Raw genomic sequence first — 19,880 nt, 5'->3', positions numbered from 1 at the left:
CGAAAACCGGCGCCGCCGCGACGGTGGATCGACCGGGCGCGACGGTCAGATCTGAGAGACCCCTCATCCGTCGGCTGTCGCCGACACCTTCTCCCGCAAGGGGAGAAGGATGGCGCTCGGGACTTGCACTCCGCCCTTCCCCACCGTAACTCCCCCGCCATGACCACCAAGGCCAAGATCTGCGGGCTCTCGACGGCGGAGACGGTGAAGGCCGCCTTCGACGGCGGCGCGGCCTATCTGGGCTTCGTCTTCTTCGCCAAGAGCCCCCGCAACATCACGCCCGAAGCCGCCGAGCGGCTGGTGCAGCCGGTGCGCGGCCGGGGCGTGCAGACCGTGGCCGTCACCGTCGATCCCGACGACGCCCTGATCGACCGCCTGATGGCGACCATGCGCCCCGACCTGATCCAGGTGCACGGCAAGGAGACGCCCAGCCGCGTGCGCGAGATCGCGCAGCGCAGCGGCGCGGGGGTGATCAAGGCCTTCTCCGTTTCCTCGTCGGCCGACGTCGACCAGGCCCGCGCGTTCGAGACCGTCGCCGAGCAGTTCCTGTTCGACGCCAGGCCCGTGGAAGGATCCGCCCTGCCCGGCGGCACCGGCGCAAGGTTCGACTGGAGCCTGCTGGAAGGCCGGCGATTTTCTCGCCCGCATTTCCTGGCCGGCGGACTCGATCAGTGGAACGTGGCGCAGGCGGTCAAGGCCTCGGGGGTCCCGCTGGTGGACGTTTCCTCTGGCGTGGAACGCGGTCCGGGCCTAAAGGACCCGGCTCTGATCGCGGCGTTCCTCGACGCCGTCAAACGCGCCTAAAAGCCCGGAAGACGATCTTGAACGCTCCTACCGCGACTCCTGAACGGCCTAACGACTGGTCCGCCTATCCCGACGCCAAGGGGCGCTTCGGCGACTACGGCGGCCTCTATGTGGCCGAGACCCTGATGCCGCTCGTGCTCGAGCTGGACCGGGCCTACACCGAGGCCAAGAACGATCCGGCGTTCCAGAAGGAGCTGCGCGGCTACCTGACCCACTATGTGGGCCGGCCCAGCCCGCTCTATTTCGCCGAGCGCCTGTCCAAGCACCTCGGCGGCGCCAAGATCTACTTCAAGCGCGAAGAGCTGAACCACACCGGCGCGCACAAGATCAACAACTGCATGGGCCAGATCCTGCTGGCCCAGCGCATGGGCAAGACCCGGATCATCGCCGAGACGGGCGCTGGCCAGCACGGCGTGGCCTCGGCCACCGTGACGGCCCGCTTCGGCCTGCCCTGCGTGGTCTATATGGGCGCCGTCGACGTCGCCCGTCAGAAGCCCAACGTCTTCCGCATGAACCTGCTGGGCGCCGAAGTGCGCCCGGTGACCTCGGGGGCCGCGACCCTCAAGGACGCCATGAACGAGGCCATGCGCGACTGGGTCACCAACGTGGCCGACACCTATTACATGATCGGCACCGCCGCCGGCCCGCATCCCTATCCGGCCATGGTCCGCGACTTCCAGGCGGTGATCGGGAACGAGACCCGCGAGCAGATCCAGGAACTGGAAGGCCGCCTTCCCGACGCCGTCGTCGCCTGCGTGGGCGGCGGTTCGAACGCCATCGGCATGTTCCACCCGTTCCTGGCCGACGAGAGCGTCAAGATCTACGGCGTGGAAGCCTCGGGCCATGGCCTGGACACCGACAAGCACGCCGCCTCGCTGACCGGCGGCCGCCCGGGCGTGCTGCACGGCAACAAGACCTATCTGCTGCAGGACGACGACGGCCAGATCCTCGACGCCCACTCGATCAGCGCCGGCCTCGACTATCCGGGCATCGGGCCGGAGCACTCGTTCCTGCACGACATCGGCCGCGCCCAGTACCTGACCTGCACCGACGACGAGGCCCTGAAGGCCTTCCAGCTGTGCGCCGAGCTCGAGGGCATCATTCCGGCCCTGGAAAGCGCCCACGCCCTGGCCAAGCTGCCGCAGCTGGCCAAGGAAATCGGCGAAGGCGGCGTCATCGTGCTGTGCCTGTCGGGCCGCGGCGACAAGGACATCTTCACCGTGGCCGACGCCCTGGGGCGCACGATCTAATGGGCGATCTGATGAGCTATCGCGACGGCACCCGCCTCGAGCGCGCCTTCCAGCGGGAAAACGACCACCGGGCCCTGTTCGTCGCCTACATCATGGCCGGCGACCCGGACCTGGAAACCTCGTTCGAGCTGCTGACGGGCCTGGCCGAGCACGCCGACGTCATCGAGCTGGGCATGCCCTTCTCGGACCCGATGGCCGAGGGCCCGACCATCCAGCTGGCCTCGCAGCGCTCGCTGGCCGCCGGCACCAAGATGCGCGACGTGCTCGGCATCGTCCGCCGCTTCCGCGAGACCAACACGGTCACGCCGATCGTGCTGATGGGCTATCTGAACCCGGTGCTGTCCTACGGTTTCGAAAGCTTCGCCAATGACGCCTCGGACGCCGGCGCCGACGGCGTGATCATCGTCGACTGCCCGCCGGAAGAGGCCGACGCCCTGACCGACGCGCTGGAAGCGGCGAAGATGAACCTGATCCGCCTGGCGACGCCGACGACCGACGACGCGCGCCTGCCGGCCGTGGTCAAGCGCACCTCGGGCTTCATCTACTACGTCTCCGTCGCGGGCGTGACCGGCGTGCTGGAAGCCGACGCCGACGCCGTGCGCGGCCCGGTCGAGCGCCTGCGCGCCGCCTCGGGCCTGCCGGTGGCGGTCGGCTTCGGCATCAAGACCCCCGAGCGCGCCGCCGAGGTGGCCCGCGTGGCCGACGGCGTCGTCGTCGGCTCGGCGCTGGTCGACGAAATCGCGTCGGCGGCGAAGCTGAACGAAAACGTGACCCAAAAGGTTCTTTCCAAGGCGTCGGAGCTGGCTAAGGCTGTGCGATCGGCGCGAGTCGGAACGGCATGAGGCTTTAAGGCTATGGCTATGGCTGAACCCCAAGGCCCCAAGAAGGGCGACAAGGCCAAGACCTCGACCGACCGTCGCGGCGGCTGGCTGTCTCGGATCGCGCCCGGTGTGCGCGGCGCCTTCGCCAAGCGCGAGACGCCCGAGAACCTGTGGGTCAAGTGCCCCGACACGGGCGAGATGATCTATCGCTCCGACCTGGAGGCGGCCCTGTGGGTCACCCCGGCCGGACGCCACATGCGCATCGGTCCCGAGGCGCGCTTCAAGTTCACCTTCGACGACGGCGAGTACGAGTCGCTGCCGACCCCGTCGGTCGTCGAAGACCCGCTGAAGTTCTCGGACGGCAAACCCTACAAGGACCGCCTGGCCGCCGCTCGCAAGAGCACCGGCGAACAGGACGCCATGGCCATCGGCTACGGCAAGGTCGGCGGCGTCGACGCCGTGGTCCTGGTCCAGGACTTCGCCTTCATGGGCGGCTCGCTCGGCATGGCCGCCGGTGAAGGCTTCATCGCCGCCGCCAAGGCCGCCCTCGCCCGCGAAGTGCCACTGATCGCCTTCACCGCCGCTGGCGGCGCGCGCATGCAGGAAGGCGCCCTGTCGCTGATGCAGATGGCCCGCACCACCCTGGCCATCAACGAGCTGAACGACGCGGCCCTGCCCTATGTCGTGGTCCTCACCGACCCGACCACCGGCGGCGTCACCGCCTCCTACGCCATGCTGGGCGACGTGCACCTGGCCGAGCCGGGCGCCCTGATCGGCTTCGCAGGGCCCCGCGTCATCGAGCAGACCATCCGCGAGACCCTGCCGCCGGGCTTCCAGCGCTCGGAATACCTCGTCGAGAAGGGCATGGTCGACCGCGTCACCGCCCGCAAGGACCTGCCGCAGACGCTGGGTTCGATCCTCGGCACCCTGATGCTGGGCCGTCGCAAGGCGGCCTGAACCTGCAGATGCTCCCCCTCTGGGGGAGCTGTCGGCAAAGCCGACTGAGGGGGTGCGGCGCAGCCGCCTGACGGCGGCCCCCTCCACCCCTTCGGGGTCCCCCTCCCCCAGAGGGGGAGGATCTTGATCGCGAACCCATGACCGACCACCTCCGCGCCCACGACGCCGCGCTGGAGCGCCTGCGGGCGCTGCATCCGCTGAAGATCGACCTGTCGCTGGACCGCATGCGCCGGCTGTGCGCGGCGCTGGACAACCCGCAGGACCGCCTGCCGCCGGTGATCCACGTGGCCGGCACCAACGGCAAGGGCTCGACGGTCGCCTATCTGCGCCACATGGCCGAGGCGGCGGGCCTCAAGGTCCACGTCTTCACCTCGCCGCACCTGGTGCGCTTCGTCGAGCGCATCCGCCTGGCCGGGACGCTGATCACCGAGGCGCATCTGGCCGACGTGCTGGAGCGCGTCGAGGCGGCCAACGCCGGCGAGGCGATCACCTTCTTCGAGATCACCACGGCCGCGGCCTTCGTCGCCTTCGCCGAGACGCCGGCCGACCTCTGCATCGTCGAGGTGGGGCTGGGCGGCGTGCTCGACGCCACCAACGTGATCGCGCAACCGGCCGTCAGCGTGATCGCGCCCATCGACCTCGACCACCGCGAATTCCTGGGCGACACGATCGAAGAGATCGCCGTCGAGAAGGCCGGGATCATCAAGCCGGGCGCGCCTGCGGTGAGCGCCCGCCAGCAGGACGCCGTCGACGGCGTGCTGGAGACCGCCGCCGCCCTGGCCGGGGTCGAGCTCACGCTCATGGGCCGTGACTTCGACGCCTGGGAGGAGCGCGGCCGCCTGCTGGTGCAGATGGAAGACCGCCTGCTCGACCTGCCCGCCCCCGCCCTGCCCGGCGAGCACCAGTTCGCCAACGCCGGCCTCGCCGTCGCGGCCCTTCTGGCCCTGGACGATCCTAGGATCGACGAGACGGCCATGGGCCGGGGGATCGCCGGCACGGTCTGGCCGGCCCGCTTCCAGCGCCTGACGGCCGGTCCCTATGCGGAAGCCGCGCAAAGCGCCGGCGCCGACCTGTGGCTCGACGGCGGCCACAATCCCCACGCCGGCCGCGCCGTGGCCCGCGCCGTGGCCGATCTGGCCGCCCGCGACGGCCGTCCCGTGGCGCTGATCTCGGGCCTGCTGGCCAACAAGGACGCCACCGGCTTCTTCCAGGCCTTTCGGGGGATCGCCGCCAAGGTGTTCACCGTCACCTTCGAAGGCCACGCCGCCGCCAGCGCCGCTGAAACCGCCGCCGCCGCCGAACTGGCCGGCCTGCGCGCCGCCGCCTGCGACGGGCTGGACGACGCCCTCAGCCGGGCGTTGGCGCTGGACCCCGTCCCGCACGTGCTGATCTGCGGCTCGCTGTATCTGGCGGGTGAGGTGCTCGGCGCCAGCGAGGCGACCTGGCCGGCCTGACCGAACCCTCTCTCTTTGAGAGAGGGAGGGGCCCGCCGCCGCAGGCGGTGGGAGGGTGAGAGGTAACAAACTCTCCGGAAGAGGCGCGGGCAGACCGACCTCAAGCCCAAAATCTTCGTCACCCCTAGGAGTCGGCGCAGTGCGGTGGCCCCTGGGTCCCGGCTCTACGGTCCGCTACGCGAACCTTCGGCCGGGATGACGGCGTAGGTTTGCACCGACGGGTTTGAGGCTTACCGGCAAGCGGTGAAACCTCTCACCCTCCCACCGCTTCGCGGCGGGCCCCTCCCTCTCTCTCAGAGAGAGGGTTTTAGAAGTTCCGCACCGAGATGTCCGGTACCGCCAGCACGCCGGCCTCGCCGCTTTCGTCGCCCCAGGCCAGACGCGAGCCGTCGGCGTTGACCGACAGGCTGCTGATCGGGGCGCCCTTCTCGGCCTTCAGGGTCTCGATGCGGCCCGAGCGCATGTGCGCGGCCCAGACGCGGCCGTTGTCCTGGCCGGCGATCATCACCGGCAGGGCGTCGATGCCGGCCACCTGCACCACCAGCGAGTCGCGCGAGAAGCCGATCTCGGCGGCTTCCTTGCCCATCGGACCGCTGGCCCCGGCGAACGGCCAGATCACCGCGCCGTTGGCGCCGGCGGTGGCCAGCAGGGCGCCCTTGTCGAAGAAGTCCAGGCTCTTGATCTTGGCCGGATAGCCGCCCATCCGCATGTCCTTGCCGTCCGACAGGCGCCAGCCGTGCAGCTGGTTCTCCTGCATCGCCGAGACCAGGAACTTGCCGTCGGGGCTGTAGGCCAGGGCCACGTGGCTGCCGGCCCACTTCATCACCGTCGGCTTCTGGTCGGCGATGCGGCTCCACCACAGCGACACGCCGCCATAGCCGGCCGCGGCCAGGCGCTTGCCCTTCGGGTCGAAGGCCACGCCCGAGACGGTCTTCTCGTGGACATAGGTGCGGCGGAACTCGGCGTCGGCCGAGTCCAGCACGTGCACTTCCTTGCCGGCCGTGAAGGCGATCAGGCCCGAGGCGGCGCTGGCCGTCACATGCTCGATCCACTTGCCCTTCACCTCGGCCAGCAGGGTGGCCACGACCTCGTCGCCCTCGACCCGGCTCCAGACCACGCGGCCGTCGTCGCCGCCGGTCACCAGGCCCCGGCCCGAGGGGTGCACGCAGGCGGCCAACACGGCCCCGCCGAGCGGTCCGCCATGGGCTTCCACGGTGACGAAACCGCCCTCGGCCTCGAATCGGACGGTGCCGTCGCCCAGGGCGAATCCGGCGCGTCCAGCGCGATCGAACAGGGCGGCGGTGACGTAGGCGTCGAAGGAAAAGATCATGCGCGGGGGCTTAGCGCGGCCTGATGGCCAGCGCTAGTCGCGCGGGGCGCGAAGCCCGGCGCCCAAAACGCTCTCCTGAACGGCGTTAGGCCAAAAAGACTCACAAAAGGGGTTGCCATTGCGGCGCGTCGTCGGGCTTTACTTCCGCGCTCGTCTGCGCCAGACGTGGCATCTAACAATTTCTGGACCGCCTGGGGGCGGTCCCCGGGAGACAGTCAGGCTATGGCGGCTAAACTTGCTGGCGGCGGCGGCGGTCGCTACTCGCTGAACCAGAATTCAGAAATCAACGTCACGCCCTTCGTCGACATTCTGCTCGTTCTGCTCATCATCTTCATGGTCGCCGTGCCGATGGCCGTGACCTCGATCAAGATCGACCTTCCCCCGGCTTCGCCGCCGCCTCCCGGCGTGAAGCCGAAGGAACCGGTCTTCATCTCGATCCAGAAGTCGGGCGCTCTGTTCATCGCGGACAAGCAAACCAGCCTCGACAACCTGCAGTTCGACCTGGACGCCAAGTTCACCTCGAACGGCCAGGCTGGCCCGAAGGACGACCAGCGCGTGATGATCCGCGCCGACGCCGACGTCATGTACGCCGACTTCATGGGCGTGCTGAACCAGCTGCAGACCGCTGGCTGGTACAAGGTCGGCCTGATCAACGAAGACATCCACTAAGGATCTTCGGCGACAGCCAAAAAGACCAAGGGGCCGGCGGCGAAAGCTTCCGGCCCCTTTTTCTTGTCCGCTTTTCAGGAAAACCCGATGCCCGACGCCAAGACCTGGATCGCCTTCGCCCTGGTGTGCCTGGGGATGGCCCTGACCCCGGGGCCGAACATGCTCTATCTGGTCAGCCGCTCGATCTGCCAGGGACGCTGGGCCGGGATCGTGTCGCTGGTCGGCACGGCGGCGGGTTTCATCGTCTATCTGGTCTGCGCGGCGTTGGGCATCACGGCCCTGCTGATGGCCGCCCCGATCGCCTACGACGTGCTGCGGTTCGGCGGCGCGCTGTACCTCGGCTGGCTGGCCTGGCAGGCGATCAAGCCGGGCGGACAGTCGCCCTTCCAGGTGCGCGAGTTGCCCAAGGACCCGCCGGCCAAGCTGATGGCCATGGGCTTCCTGACCAACCTGCTCAATCCCAAGGCGGCGATGCTCTATCTGTCGCTGCTGCCGCAGTTCATCGACCCCAAGCACGGAGCGGTGCTCAGCCAGTCGCTGCTGCTGGGCGGCACCCAGATCGCCGTCAGCCTGACGATCAACGGCCTGATCTGCCTGGCCGCCGGCTCGATCGCCACCTTCCTGGCCACGCGCCCCAGCTTCGCCCTGGTCCAGCGCTGGCTGATGGCCAGCGTGCTGGGGGGTCTGGCCGTGCGCATGGCCACCGAGGCGCGGCGCTAGGACAGAACCTGGCAGCAGCCTGTCGGCGGGACGTTCCCTGCCGGCCACAACAGGCCTATCTAGCCGCCCATGAGCGACTTCGACGACGAGGATGAAACCCAGGGCCGGCGCCGGGCGCTGTCCAACACCCAGGTGCTGGGCTTCCTGGCGCGCTTCTGGCTGCGCCGGAAGCTGATCTTCACCGCCGGGGTGGTGCTGACCCTGATCGCGGTGGGCTTCGACGTGGCCCTGCCGACCGCCGCCGAGCACCTGGTCAATGTGGTGGTGGCCGGCGAGAAGTCGCGCGCCTGGGGCGCCTGGGCCGTCTTCGTCGGCGTCTACCTGGCCTTTTCGCTGATCCGCAACATCGCCCACCGGTTCTGGATCCCGCTGGCCGCCCGCAACATGGAGGAGATGACCAACGAGGGCTTCGCCCGCGTCCAGGCCTTCTCGTCCGACTGGCACGCCGACAGCTTCGCCGGCGCCACGGTGCGCAAGCTGACCCGCGCCATGTGGGGTTACGACAGCGTCACCGACGCCTTCACGATCTGGCTGGTGCCCAGCATGATCGTGCTCTTGGGCCTGTCAGGCGTGATGCTGGTCAAGCAGCCCCTGGCCGGCGCCATCTCGCTGGTCGTGGTGCTGCTGTACCTGTCGGTGAACCTGTGGATCACCGAGCGCTATGTGCGGCCCGCCAACCTGAAGTCCAACGCCCTGGACTCCGCCATCGGCGGGGCCCTGGCCGACGCGGTGACCTCCAACCCGACGGTGAAGGCCTTCGGCGCCGAGGACCGCGAGACCGCTCGCCTGGCTCAGGTCACCGCGGCCTGGCGCGACGCGGTTATGGTCACCTGGAACCGCTTCACCGACGTGTGGCTGGGCCAGAACCTGCTGCTGGTCGTGCTGCAGGCGGGCCTGACCGGGGCCATGGTCTGGTCCTGGATGCGCGGCCAGGCCAACGCCGGCGACATCGTCGCGGCCATGACCTCGTTCCTGCTGATGAGCGGCTATCTGCGCAACATGGGCGAGAACATCCGCATGCTGCAGAAGGGCATCGACGACAGCGAGGACGTCGCGGCCTGGTCGACGCTGCCGCCGCAGATCGCCGACGCCCCCGGCGCGCCCGACGTCGTCACCGGCCCCGGCGCCGTCGCCTTCCAGGGCGTGACCTTCGCCTACCGCAACGCCGGCGCGCCGCTCTACGACCGCTTCTCGCTGGACATCGCGCCGGGCGAGAAGGTGGCCCTGGTCGGCCCCACCGGCTCGGGCAAGTCGACCTTCGTCAAGCTGATCCAGCGCCTGCACGACCTGCAGGGCGGGCGGATCCTGATCGATGGCCAGGACGTGGCCAAGGTCACCCAGGGCAGCCTGCGCCGCGCCATCGCCGTGGTGCCGCAGGACCCGGCGCTGTTCCATCGCAGCCTGCTCGACAACATTGCCTACGGCCGCCCCGACGCGACCTTCGAGCAGGTGGTGGAGGCCGCGAAAAAGGCCCGCGCCCACGACTTCATCCTGAAGCTGCCGCACGGCTACGACACCTTGGTGGGCGAGCGCGGCATCAAGCTATCGGGCGGCGAGCGCCAGCGCGTGGCCATCGCCCGCGCCTTCCTGACCAACGCCCCGATCCTGGTGCTGGACGAGGCCACCTCGTCGCTTGACGTGGAGACCGAGGCCCTGGTGCAGGAGGCCGCCGAGGCCCTGATGCAGGGCCGCACGACCATCGTCATCGCCCACCGCCTGTCGACCGTGCGCGGCGCCGACCGGATCCTGGTGTTCCAGAACGGCCGCGTCGTCGAGGAAGGCCGCCACGCCGACCTCAAGGCCAAGGGCGGGGTCTATGCGCGGCTGAACGCGGTCAGCGAGGGGGCGGTTTAGGCCGCGAGGCCAGGGCCTCCTCCGCCGTCACGTTGCAGGCGTCGCCCTGCGGCCGGATCTCCATGCGGATATCCCCGAGCACCACGTCGCGCAGGGGCGAGGGTTCGACGGTCGCGGCCTCGCCCGAGCGCGCCAGCACCCCGGCGATGTCGGCCACCCGGCCGCAGGGGCTGGACGCATAGCCGATCTTCTTCCAGCGACCTTCGCGCATGCCGAAGACGTCGAGCATCGAGCCGCTCGACAGCAGCACCTCCTCGGACCCGTCCGCGTCGATGTCGAGCAGCAGGGCCGAGCACGGCTTGGCGGCGAAGCGGCACGGCGAGTCGCTCAGATCGGCCAGGCGCTCGAAGCCGTTCGGCAGGGTCCGCCCCTTGGGGTAGACGATCACGTCGGCCATCGGCTCGGCCTTCCCCGGCGCGGGCCCGGCCGCCAGGCGGGCGAGACTGGCCTTGGCCGCCTTGGCGACGAGGGCGTCCGGCCCTGCCGCCAGGCGCTTGAGCGCATCCAGGCCGAACCGGCCGCTGCGAAACCGCAGGAAGTCATAGTCGAAAGCCTCGGCCTTGACCTTGCCCGCCTTCAGCCGCGCGACCTGGTCGCCGACCGACAGCCGGCGCGGATCAGCGATCGGCGTCACCAGGGCCAGCAGCACGACGATGACCACGAAGGCCATGCCGATATTGGTCGTCTCCAGGGTCTTCAGCCAGGGCCCGGGCCGCACGGCGGCGATCGCGTAGCCGATCGCATAGCCGGCCGCGACCAGCACGCAGGCGGCGGCGATGATCCGGTCGGTGCTGAGGCCGTACTGGCCGATGCGCAGGGAAAGGCCGTAGGCGGCGAGAACCGTGATCGGAACCAGCAGCAGGCCGGCCAGCCGCGCCGCCCACTTCAGGATCAGGGCCGTCGTCTCGGTGCCGTCCTGATAGGCGGCGTTGGTCAGCAAAACGAGGAAGGCGGCGGCGGTCAGCAGGCTGGCGGTGGCGCTGCGGGTCTTCCACAGCGGCTCCAGACCGGTGAACGGCAGGGTCAGCAGGAAGGCCCCGGCGATCAGCACCATCAGCGGCAGCAGCCAGGCCAGCAGGGTCAGGGCCACGGTCCGCACCCCGCGCACCAGGCCGGCCCGCACGTCGGTCAGCTGCACGGCGGCGGCGAAGATCGTGGTCGTGGCGGGAATGGCGAACAGCTTGGTCTGGATGATCGTCTCGATGATCCCCACGCCGATCAGCTTGAACAACACCGCCGCCAGCCACAGCAGCAGCCAGAAGGCGCCGGTGAAGCCGACCGCCAGCGCCAGCTGCACCCCGTGCTTCCAGGTGATGTCGAAATAGCTGGCGAAGCGGGCGATGGGCCGCCGCTCGATGTCGGCCGGCTCGACCAGGTGGTGGCCGATGAAGATCAGGGCCGCCACCCCCAGGAAGCTCAAGGGTCCCAGGCCGTTGACGCCCGAGGCCGACGGATCGCCGCTCCACACGCCATAGGCCCCGACCCCGGCCGCGAGCAGCACGACCACGCCCTTCCAGGCCGCCAGCGCCGGCCAGCGCATGGTCGAAAGCCCCGCCAGCACCACGAACGGCGCGAACAGCACGGCCAGCAGGAACGCCGCATAGACCATCGGCTGGCCGTCGGGCCAGCGCTTGAACTCGTCGGCCTGATACAGCCAGTACAGCAGCAGGCCCTGGGCCAGGCCCGTGACCAGGCGCAGGATCGCCGCCCGGCGGACGACGCGCGGATCGGCTTCGACGGCTTGATCAGTCATCGGCGGGCTCCTGCAACCTTCGAGCAGCAGAGATCACGCCCCGCGTGCGGCGCCTAGGACGAAGCTTGGCCTCCATCCTTTCTCCACACGCTCTCGACGCTCCCTCGACGCCCCCTCCACACCCCCTTCGAACATCGGGCCCTCTCGCCTTGCCCTGGCGCGCCCCCGCTTCTAGGTTCCGCCCCGTTCCAGGAGTCTCCCCGCCCATGGCCTATCGCTCGCTTCGCGAATTCATCGACGTGCTGGAGGCCCAGGGCGAGCTGGTGCGGGTCAAGGAGCCGGTCTCCTCGGTCCTCGAGATGACCGAGATCCAGACCCGCCTGCTGGCCACCGGCGGCCCGGCGGTGCTGTTCGAGCACGTGCTGCTGCCCGACGGCTCGCGCTCGTCGATGCCGGCCCTGGCCAACCTGTTCGGCACCGTCAAGCGCGTGGCCATGGGCGTCACCCTGGGCGGCGAGCCGCGCACCACCGCCGGCGAACTGCGCGAAGTGGGCGAACTGCTGGCCTTCCTGCGCCAGCCCCAGCCCCCCAAGGGCCTGAAGGACGCCATCGACATGCTGCCGCTGGCCAAGACGGTGCTGTCGATGCGCCCGGGCACGGTGAAGAAGGCGCCCGTGCAAGAGGTGGTGCTGAAGGGCGACCAGATCGACCTCTCCAAGCTGCCGGTGCAGACCTGCTGGCCGGGCGAGCCGGCCCCGCTGATCACCTGGGGCCTGGTGGTCACCAAGGGTCCCAGCGACGACCGCGAGGACGACTTCAACCTCGGCATCTACCGCATGCAGGTGCTGGGCAAGGACCGGGCGATCATGCGCTGGCTGGCCCACCGCGGCGGGGCCCAGCACTACGCCCGCCACAAGAAGGCCGGCAAGAAGGAGCCCCTGCCCTGCGCCGTGGTGCTGGGGGCCGATCCCGGCACCATCCTGGCCGCCGTGACGCCGGTGCCCGACACCTTGAGCGAATACCAGTTCGCCGGCCTGCTGCGCGGCGCCAAGCTCGACCTCGTGCCGGCCAAGACCGTGCCGCTGATGGTGCCGGCCCAGGCCGAGATCGTCATCGAGGGCCACGTCCTGCTCGACGAGCACGCCGAGGAAGGCCCTTACGGCGACCACACCGGCTACTACAACAGCGTCGAGACCTTCCCGGTCTTCCAGGTGACCGCGATCACCATGCGCAAGGACCCGATCTACCTGACCACCTTCACCGGCCGGCCGCCGGACGAGCCCTCGGTGCTGGGCGAGGCCCTCAACGAGGTGTTCATCCCGCTGATCCGCCAGCAGTTTCCCGAGATCGTCGACTTCTGGCTGCCGCCCGAGGGCTGCTCCTACCGCATCGCCGTGGTGTCGATGAAGAAGGCCTATCCGGGCCACGCCAAGCGGGTGATGCTGGGCGTGTGGAGCTACCTGCGCCAGTTCATGTACACCAAGTGGGTGATCGTCGTGGACCACGACATCAACGCCCGCGACTGGAAGGACGTGATGTGGGCGATCAGCACCAAGATGGATCCCGCCCGGGACATCACGGTGATCGAACACACCCCGATCGACTATCTCGACTTCGCCAGCCCGGTCAGCGGCCTCGGCTCCAAGATCGGCCTCGACGCCACCGACAAGTGGGAGCCCGAGACGACGCGCGAGTGGGGCGAGGAGATCCGCATGGACCAGGCCGTGGTCGACGCTGTCAGCGAGAAGTGGTCGCGGCTGGGCCTACCGGGCGAGGGCAAGCCGATCTGGAAGACGAAGTAAGAACCCCCTCAGTCGCTCCGCGACAGCTCCCCCAGAGGGGGAGCATCTTGAAGAGCGCCGCGCTGACCGGATCCTCCCCCTCTGGGGGAGGTGGCCCGGAGGGCCGGAGGGGGTCCTTCCGCGAAGGGGGATCGAATGCGAACTCTAACCCTGGCGGCCCTGGCCGTCGCACTGATGGCGAGCACGGCGATGGCGCAGATCCCCTCCCCCAAGAAGCCCTGGGACGAAGCTTTCCTGCCGCCGGCGCCGCACTGGCAAGGCGCCAGCCAGGCGCTGATCCGCGACAAGGCCGATCCTTGGGTGACGCCGTTCGAGGCTGATCCGGGCCACGACTTCAGCCCCACCTACGCCGACACCCGCGCCTGGTTCGACAAGCTCGACAAGGCGACCAAGCTGGTGCGCGTCGAGGACTTCGGGGTCTCGCCAGAGGGCCGGCCGATCTTCGCCGTCATCGCCAGCAAGGACGGCGACAAGCTGGATCCGAAGAAGCCGCTGCTGCTCGTGCAATGCGGCATCCACCCCGGCGAGATCGACGGCAAGGACGCGGGCATGATGCTGCTGCGCGACATCGCTTTTCACGGCAAGGACGGCCTGCTCGACAAGGTCAACCTCGTGCTGATCCCGATCCTGTCGGTCGACGGCCACGAGCGCTCGGGCCCCTATTCGCGGCCCAACCAGCGCGGGCCGCGCATCCAGGGCTGGCGCAACACCGCCACCAACCAGAACCTCAACCGCGACTTCATGAAGCTCGACCAGCCCGAGATGCAGGCGCTGAAGCGGCTCCAGGCCAGGTACCACGCCGACCTTTACGTCGACGTCCACGTCACCGACGGCATGGATTACCAGTACGACGTCACCTACGGCTACAACGGCGAGGACGGCGTCTGGTCGCGCTCGCCGGCCACCGCCAAGTGGCTGGACGAGGCCTTCAAGCCGGCGATGAACGCGAGCCTGGAGGCCGAGGGCCATATCCCGGGCGAGCTGGTGTTCGGCGTCGACGAGCGCAATCCCAAGGCCGGCCTGTCGGACGGCGGCCTGGGCGAGCGGTTCTCCAACGGCTGGGGCTCGGCCGCCCACGTGCCGACCATCCTGATCGAGAACCACAGCCTCAAGCCCCACGCCCAGCGCGTGCTGGGAACCTACGTGTTCATCGAGACGGCGCTGAAGCTGCTGGCGGAAAAGGGCGCGTCCCTGCGCACGGCCGTCGCCGCCGACAGCGCCCTGCGCCCGGCGACCATCCCGGCCAACTTCGTCGCCGACGACAAGCCGACCACCACCCGCGCCTTCAAGGGCATCCGTTACGAAACCTACGACAGCCCCGCCTCGGGCAAGACCGAGATCCGCTGGCTGGGGCAGGCTGATCCGGAGCTCTGGCAGCTGCCGTTCTACGGCTCGCACCCGACCCTGCAGCTCACCCGGCCCAAGGCCTACTGGGTTCCCAGCTACCGCGCCGACATCATCGAGCGGCTGAAGCTGCACGGGGTGAAGGTCGAAACCCTCGACGCGCCCAAGACCGTGCCCGTCGAGATGCTGCGCCTGGTCGAGCCAAAGGTCGCCGCCCGCGCCAACGAGGGCCACGTGCAGATGAGCGTCGAGCAGGTGACGACGGAAGGGCGCGACTGGACCTTCCCCAAGGGCTCGGTGCGCGTGCCGACCGACCAGCCGCTGGGCGACCTCGTCGTGCTGCTGCTCGAGCCGCAGTCCAGCGAGAGCGTCTTCGCCTGGGGCATGGTCCCCGAGGTGCTGAGCCGGGTCGAATATATCGAGCCCTACGCCATCGCCCCGCTGGCCGAGAAGATGCTGGCCGCCTATCCGGCGCTCAAAGCCGAGTTCGAGGCCAAGCTGGCCGCCGACCCCAAGTTCGCCGCCGACCCCGACGCGCGCCTGGCCTGGTTCTACAAGCGCACGCCCTTCTACGATCAGCGCCACCTGCTCTACCCCATCGCCCGGGAGAGGTAGGCTTTCCCCCTACCTCCCGTCATTCCCGCCCTTGTGGCGGGAACCCCTGGTTCCGCTCGCAAGGGCGGCGCAAGCGGCGTGCCGAGCACGCCGCCCCATCCTCACCTGCGGCTGACAAAGGGGTTCCCGCCACAAGGGCGGGAATGACGGGCGGATAGGGAGGCAATCACACCTCCCAAGGCCGCTCCGCCCCATATCGCCCCACCAACGCATCCACCGCCGCCCGCAGCTTCGCGCTCGGATAGGGCGTACGGGGCCACACCAAGTTCACCGGCAGGGGGCTGTCGAACACCCCGTCGAGCACCGTCTCCAGCCGGCCGGCCGCGAGATCCTCGGCCACCACCCAGCGCGGGACCATGGCGACGCCCGTTCCGGCCCGCGCCGCCTCGGCCAGCACCAGGGCGTCGCCGATCCGCAGGCGGCCGTCGACCGCCAGGCTGCGGGCGACACCGTCCGCATCGACATAGGGCCAGGGCGTCGGGCGGCCGTCGCGGGCCTCGACCAGGCAGTCGTGATCCAGCAGGTCCTCGACGCGCTCGGGCCGCCCCCGCGCATCCAGATAGGCCGGGGTCGCGCAGAGCACCCGCCGCTGCACGCCCAGCGGCCGGGCGACCAGACCCGCCCGGTCGTCCAGGTCGCCGATGCGCACCGCCAGATCCACACCCTCGGCCGTCAGGTCCACCGCCCGGGCGCCGAACACGACCTCCAGCCTCAGGCCCGGCCAGCGGGCGACCAGCTCCAGCAGCACCGGCATGACGAAGGCCCGGCCCAGCAGCGGCGGCAGGGCGACGCGCAGCAGGCCCGACGGCTCGCCCCGGCCTTGCAGCAGTTCGGCCTCCGCCTCGGCCAGTCCCGCCAGCGCCGCGACGCAGCGCGCGTGGAACACCCGGCCGTCCTCGGTCAGGGCGACGCTGCGGGTGGTGCGGGCCAGCAGCCGCACGCCCAGCCGCGCCTCCAGCCGCTGCACCGCCTTGCCCACGGCCGAGGCCGACAGGCCCAGCGCCGGCGCGGCGGCGGCGAAGCCGCCATGCTCGGCCACGGCCACGAAGGCCCGAACGCCGCCATAGCGGTCGAGGGAGGGGATCGAGATCATTCCCGCACTGAAGTCCGGAATGATCGGAATTCAAGTCGTTTCCGTCGCGCTTGTCCGCCGCCTAGCCTCACGGCCATGCGATACGATGAAAAGACCCTGGTGGTGATCGGCGGCGGCTCGGGGATCGGGCTGGCCACGGCGAAGGCCTTCGTCGAAGGCGGCGGCCGCGTAGTGATCGGCGGGCGCTCGGCCGACCGGCTGGAGGCGGCCCGCGCGCAGCTCGGCCCCAACGCCCAGGCCGCGACCATCGACCTCTTCGACACCGCCTCCGTCGCGCGGTTCTTCGAGCCCCTCGACCGCATCGACCACCTGTTCACCCCGGCCGCGACCTACACGATCGCCCCCTTCGACCATCCCGACGAGGCGGCCATCGCCTCGCCGTTCGACGGCAAGTTCTGGGGCCAGGTGCGTTGCGTCCGCGCCGCCGCGCCGAAGCTGTCGCCCGACGGCTCGGTGGTGCTGATGTCCGGCGCCGCCAGCGCCCGACCGCCCAAGGGCGCGGCGCTCTACGCCGCCGCCAACGGCGCGATCGAGGCCTTCGGACGCGGCCTGGCCGTCGATCTGGCGCCCGTGCGGGTCAACGTCGTCGCGCCTGGCACGATCGACGGCGACCTCTGGGCCCGCCGTCCCGCCGAGGTGCGCGAGGCCGCCTTCGCCGGCCAGGCCAAGGGCTCGCTGGTCGGCCGCCCCGGCCGCGAGGCCGAGATCGCCCAGGCGGTGCTGTTCCTGCTGACCAACGGTTTCACCACCGGAACGACGCTGTTCACGGACGGCGGCTACAGCCTGCGCTGACCCCGCACTCAACCTTACGCCACGTTACCGGTTGCCTTCGGCGCGGAAGCGGGGCCCATATGCGGCCCCGCTTTCTGTTCCGAAGGGTCCGCGCCATGGACGTTTCCGCCGCCGGCCACGCCGCCGCCCTCTGGGCCGGCCTGCACGTCTTCCTGCTGCTGGTGCTGTCGCTGCTGGTCGTGCGCCTGCGCCAGAAGCACAAGGTGGCCCTGGGCGACGGCGGCGTTCCGGAGCTGGCCCAGGCCATCCGCGCCTTCGGCAACGCCAGCGAATACATCCCCACGGGCCTGGGCGTGCTGGCGGTGCTGGCCGTGGTCGGCGCACCGATCATCGCCGTGCACGGCGTCGGCTTCGTGCTGTTCGCCGGCCGCCTGATCCACGCCGTGGGCCTGTCGCGCAGCGGCGGGGTCTCGATCCCGCGCGCCGTGGGCATGATCTGCACCTGGCTGGCCTACGTCTTCGGCGGCGTGATCCTGCTGTTCTACGCCATTCCCTGAGTTTCCGGGGGTCGGCGACGCTTGCCCCGCCCGCCCCGCCTCGTCATAAGGCCCCATGGACGAAAACCTGTTGCATGACGTCGTCGCCGCCGCGCGCAAGGCCGGGGCGGACGCCGCCGAGGCCGTGTTCGCCGAGCGCCAATCCCTGTCGGTGGGCGTACGCCTGGGCGAGCTGGAGGAAGTCGAGCGCGAGGAGGCCAAGGACCTGGGCCTGCGCGTCTTCGTGGGCCGCCGCAGCGCCACCGTCTCGGGCTCCGACGTCAGCCCCGAGGCTCGCGCCAAGCTGATCGAGCGCGCCGTGGCCATGGCCCGCCTGGCCCCCGAGGATCCCTATGCCGGCTTCGCGCCGCGCGACCGCCTGGCCACGGGCCCGTTCCCCGAGCTCGACCTGGTCGATGCCTACGAGCCCACCGCCGAAACCCTGGAAACCCAGGCCCGCGAGGCCGAGGAGGCCGCCCGCGCGGTCGAGGGCGTGACCAATTCCGACGGCGGCTCGTCGAGCTGGAGCTCCACGGCCTGGCGCCTGGTCACCAGCGACGGCTTCTCGGGCCTGCACGCGGCCACGGGCTTCGGCCTCTCGGCCTCGGCCATCGCCGGCGAGGGCGCGGGCATGGAGCGCGGCGGCGAAGGCCGTTCGGTCCGCCACGCCGAAGACCTGCCGACGCCCCAGGCCATCGGCGACAAGGCCGGCCGCCAGGCCGTCTCGCGCCTCAACGCCCGCAAGATCGGCTCGACCACCGCCCCGGTGATCTTCGAGAACCGCCTGGCCATGTCGCTGATCGGCCCGCTGATCGGCGCCATCTCCGGCCCCTCGATCGCCCGCGGCACCTCGTTCCTGAAGGACAAGCTGGGGCAGAAGATCTTCGCCGCCGGCGTGCAGCTGACCGAAGACCCGCACCGCGTGCGCGGCCTGGGCTCGGCCCCGTTCGACGACGAGGGGGTGGCCACCGTGCGCCGCGCCCTGATCGACGACGGCGTGCTGACCACCTGGCTGCTCAACAGCGCCAGCGCCCGCCAGCTGAACCTGGAGACGACTGGACATGCCTCGCGCGGCTCGGCCGGCCCGCCCGGGGTCTCGACCCACAATCTCACCTTGGAGCCGGGCGACCTCGACCTGGCCGGGCTGATGGGCCAGGCCAAGGACGGCCTCTTCATCACCTCGATGTTCGGCCCGTCCCTGAACGGCAACACCGGCGACTGGTCGGTGGGCTGCTCGGGCTTCTGGTTCGAGAACGGCCAGATCGCCTATCCGGTCACCGAGATCACCGTCGCCGGCAACCTGATCGACATCTACGGCCGGCTGGTCGTGGGGTCCGACCTGGAGATCCGCGGGGCCAGCAACAGCCCGTCCATCCTGGTCGACGGCCTGGCGATCGCGGGCAAATGATGAGCGACCTCGACCTGATCCTCGACGCGGCCCGCGAGGCCGGCGCCCTGGCCCTGAAGGCCCGGGAAGGCGGCGTGAAGATCTGGTCGAAGGAAGGCGGCTCGCCGGTCACCGACGCCGACCTGGCCGTCGACGCCCTGCTCAAGGAGCGCCTGCGCGCCGCGCGGCCCGACTACGGCTGGCTGTCGGAGGAGACGGTCGACGATCCGACGCGGCTCGACACCACGCGCCAGTTCGTGGTCGACCCGATCGACGGCACGGTGGCCTTCATGAAGGGCCGGCCGTGGTTCGCCGTCTCGGTGGCCGTGGTCGAGAACGGCCGGCCGATCGCCGGCGTCGTCCACGCCCCGGCCCTGGACGAGACCTATGCCGCGACCCTGGGCGGCGGCGCGACCCTGAACGGCGCGGCCATCGCCCCCAGCTCGACCGAGGCGTTGGACGGCTCGGCCATGCTGGGCGACGCCAAGATGTTCGCCCACCCGGCCTGGCGCACGCCCTGGCCGCCGATGCGGATCGAGGCCCGCAATTCGATCGCCTACCGGGTGTGCCTGGTGGCGGCCGGCGCCTTCGACGCGGCGATCGCGCTCAGCCCCAAGAGCGAGTGGGACCTGGCCGCCGCCGACCTGATCTGCGACGAGGCCGGAGCGTTGCTTACCGATCACCTCGGCCGAAAATTCGCCTACAACCAGCCGAATCCGACGGTTCCGAGCCTGGTTTGCGCGAATAGGGCGCTTCACCCGTTGATCCTGTCACGCGTCGGGCATATCGACCTGCCATAATCATAATTTCCGCAGGAAC

The 19,880-nt window shown here is 70.1% G+C and carries 17 protein-coding genes; 14 read left to right on the top strand and 3 right to left on the bottom strand.

The genetic code is table 11. From position 1 onward, the window contains the following. The first annotated feature begins 159 nt into the window (after positions 1 to 159). From AC2YHT_RS21625 to AC2YHT_RS21605, 5 genes are all read left to right on the top strand, one after another. Positions 160 to 804, top strand: a complete 645-nt coding sequence (locus tag AC2YHT_RS21625) for a phosphoribosylanthranilate isomerase (protein ID WP_487291942.1) — start codon at positions 160 to 162, stop codon at positions 802 to 804. Positions 805 to 821: 17 nt separating this feature from the next. Beyond that, positions 822 to 2,054, top strand: a complete 1,233-nt coding sequence (gene trpB, locus AC2YHT_RS21620) for a tryptophan synthase subunit beta (RefSeq protein WP_487291941.1) — start codon at positions 822 to 824, stop codon at positions 2,052 to 2,054. A gap of 11 nt (positions 2,055 to 2,065) precedes the next feature. Then, positions 2,066 to 2,896: a tryptophan synthase subunit alpha gene (trpA, locus tag AC2YHT_RS21615; RefSeq protein ID WP_110118280.1), complete on the top strand. Its 831-nt coding sequence runs from the start codon at positions 2,066 to 2,068 to the stop codon at positions 2,894 to 2,896. A 12-nt stretch (positions 2,897 to 2,908) separates the two neighbouring features. Beyond that, positions 2,909 to 3,832 (top strand): acetyl-CoA carboxylase carboxyltransferase subunit beta, encoded by a 924-nt coding sequence (locus AC2YHT_RS21610; RefSeq protein ID WP_487291940.1) that lies wholly within the window; start codon positions 2,909 to 2,911, stop codon positions 3,830 to 3,832. 137 nt (positions 3,833 to 3,969) lie between these two features. Then, positions 3,970 to 5,286, top strand: coding sequence for a bifunctional folylpolyglutamate synthase/dihydrofolate synthase (locus AC2YHT_RS21605; protein ID WP_487291939.1), 1,317 nt, complete (start codon positions 3,970 to 3,972; stop codon positions 5,284 to 5,286). Between the two features lie 307 nt (positions 5,287 to 5,593). On the opposite strand, the gene AC2YHT_RS21600 is transcribed toward AC2YHT_RS21605, so the two are convergent. Beyond that, entirely contained in the window at positions 5,594 to 6,616 is a 1,023-nt protein-coding gene (locus tag AC2YHT_RS21600) for a WD40 repeat domain-containing protein (RefSeq protein WP_487291938.1), read from the bottom strand. 222 nt (positions 6,617 to 6,838) lie between these two features. On the opposite strand from AC2YHT_RS21600, the gene AC2YHT_RS21595 reads away from it, so the two are divergent. The 3 genes from AC2YHT_RS21595 (at position 6,839) to AC2YHT_RS21585 (ending at position 9,859) form a co-directional block, all read left to right on the top strand. Next, positions 6,839 to 7,285, top strand: coding sequence for a biopolymer transporter ExbD (locus AC2YHT_RS21595; protein WP_110121124.1), 447 nt, complete (start codon positions 6,839 to 6,841; stop codon positions 7,283 to 7,285). An 87-nt stretch (positions 7,286 to 7,372) separates the two neighbouring features. Continuing rightward, entirely contained in the window at positions 7,373 to 8,005 is a 633-nt protein-coding gene (locus AC2YHT_RS21590; protein ID WP_110121123.1) for a LysE family translocator, read from the top strand. Positions 8,006 to 8,074: 69 nt separating this feature from the next. Continuing rightward, positions 8,075 to 9,859, top strand: coding sequence for an ABC transporter ATP-binding protein (locus tag AC2YHT_RS21585; protein ID WP_487291937.1), 1,785 nt, complete (start codon positions 8,075 to 8,077; stop codon positions 9,857 to 9,859). Here the strand turns inward: AC2YHT_RS21585 and AC2YHT_RS21580 are convergent. Further along, complete coding sequence (locus tag AC2YHT_RS21580; protein WP_487291936.1) at positions 9,840 to 11,612, bottom strand: DUF4153 domain-containing protein; 1,773 nt, start codon at positions 11,610 to 11,612, stop codon at positions 9,840 to 9,842. The genes AC2YHT_RS21585 and AC2YHT_RS21580 overlap by 20 nt on opposite strands. Before the next feature lie 206 nt (positions 11,613 to 11,818). Between AC2YHT_RS21580 and AC2YHT_RS21575 the strand changes: the two genes are divergently transcribed. After that, positions 11,819 to 13,354, top strand: a complete 1,536-nt coding sequence (locus tag AC2YHT_RS21575; RefSeq protein WP_487291935.1) for a UbiD family decarboxylase — start codon at positions 11,819 to 11,821, stop codon at positions 13,352 to 13,354. Positions 13,355 to 13,489: 135 nt separating this feature from the next. Beyond that, positions 13,490 to 15,313: a M14 family metallopeptidase gene (locus AC2YHT_RS21570; RefSeq protein ID WP_487291934.1), complete on the top strand. Its 1,824-nt coding sequence runs from the start codon at positions 13,490 to 13,492 to the stop codon at positions 15,311 to 15,313. 166 nt (positions 15,314 to 15,479) lie between these two features. Here the strand turns inward: AC2YHT_RS21570 and AC2YHT_RS21565 are convergent, their stop codons facing one another. Further along, positions 15,480 to 16,406, bottom strand: coding sequence for a LysR family transcriptional regulator (locus tag AC2YHT_RS21565; RefSeq protein ID WP_487291933.1), 927 nt, complete (start codon positions 16,404 to 16,406; stop codon positions 15,480 to 15,482). A 75-nt stretch (positions 16,407 to 16,481) separates the two neighbouring features. Here AC2YHT_RS21565 and AC2YHT_RS21560 point away from each other — a divergent pair, with 75 nt between their 5' ends. The 4 genes from AC2YHT_RS21560 (at position 16,482) to AC2YHT_RS21545 (ending at position 19,861) form a co-directional block, all read left to right on the top strand. Next, positions 16,482 to 17,198 carry an SDR family oxidoreductase gene (locus AC2YHT_RS21560; protein WP_487291932.1) on the top strand — a complete coding sequence of 239 codons (717 nt, stop codon included), beginning with the start codon at positions 16,482 to 16,484 and terminating at the stop codon, positions 17,196 to 17,198. A gap of 95 nt (positions 17,199 to 17,293) precedes the next feature. Then, a complete protein-coding gene (locus tag AC2YHT_RS21555) occupies positions 17,294 to 17,695 on the top strand; it encodes an MAPEG family protein (RefSeq protein ID WP_110121118.1) in 402 nt (133 codons plus the stop codon). A gap of 55 nt (positions 17,696 to 17,750) precedes the next feature. After that, entirely contained in the window at positions 17,751 to 19,082 is a 1,332-nt protein-coding gene (locus AC2YHT_RS21550; RefSeq protein WP_487291931.1) for a TldD/PmbA family protein, read from the top strand. Then, entirely contained in the window at positions 19,082 to 19,861 is a 780-nt protein-coding gene (locus AC2YHT_RS21545; RefSeq protein WP_487291930.1) for a 3'(2'),5'-bisphosphate nucleotidase CysQ, read from the top strand. The genes AC2YHT_RS21550 and AC2YHT_RS21545 overlap by 1 nt, the downstream gene beginning before the upstream one ends. Positions 19,862 to 19,880: the final 19 nt, after the last annotated feature.

Source organism: Caulobacter sp. SRI_008 (genome assembly GCF_057586355.1).
The sequence above is the reverse complement of the archived record's forward strand: the minus strand, read 5'-3'. Positions and strand labels throughout refer to the sequence as shown.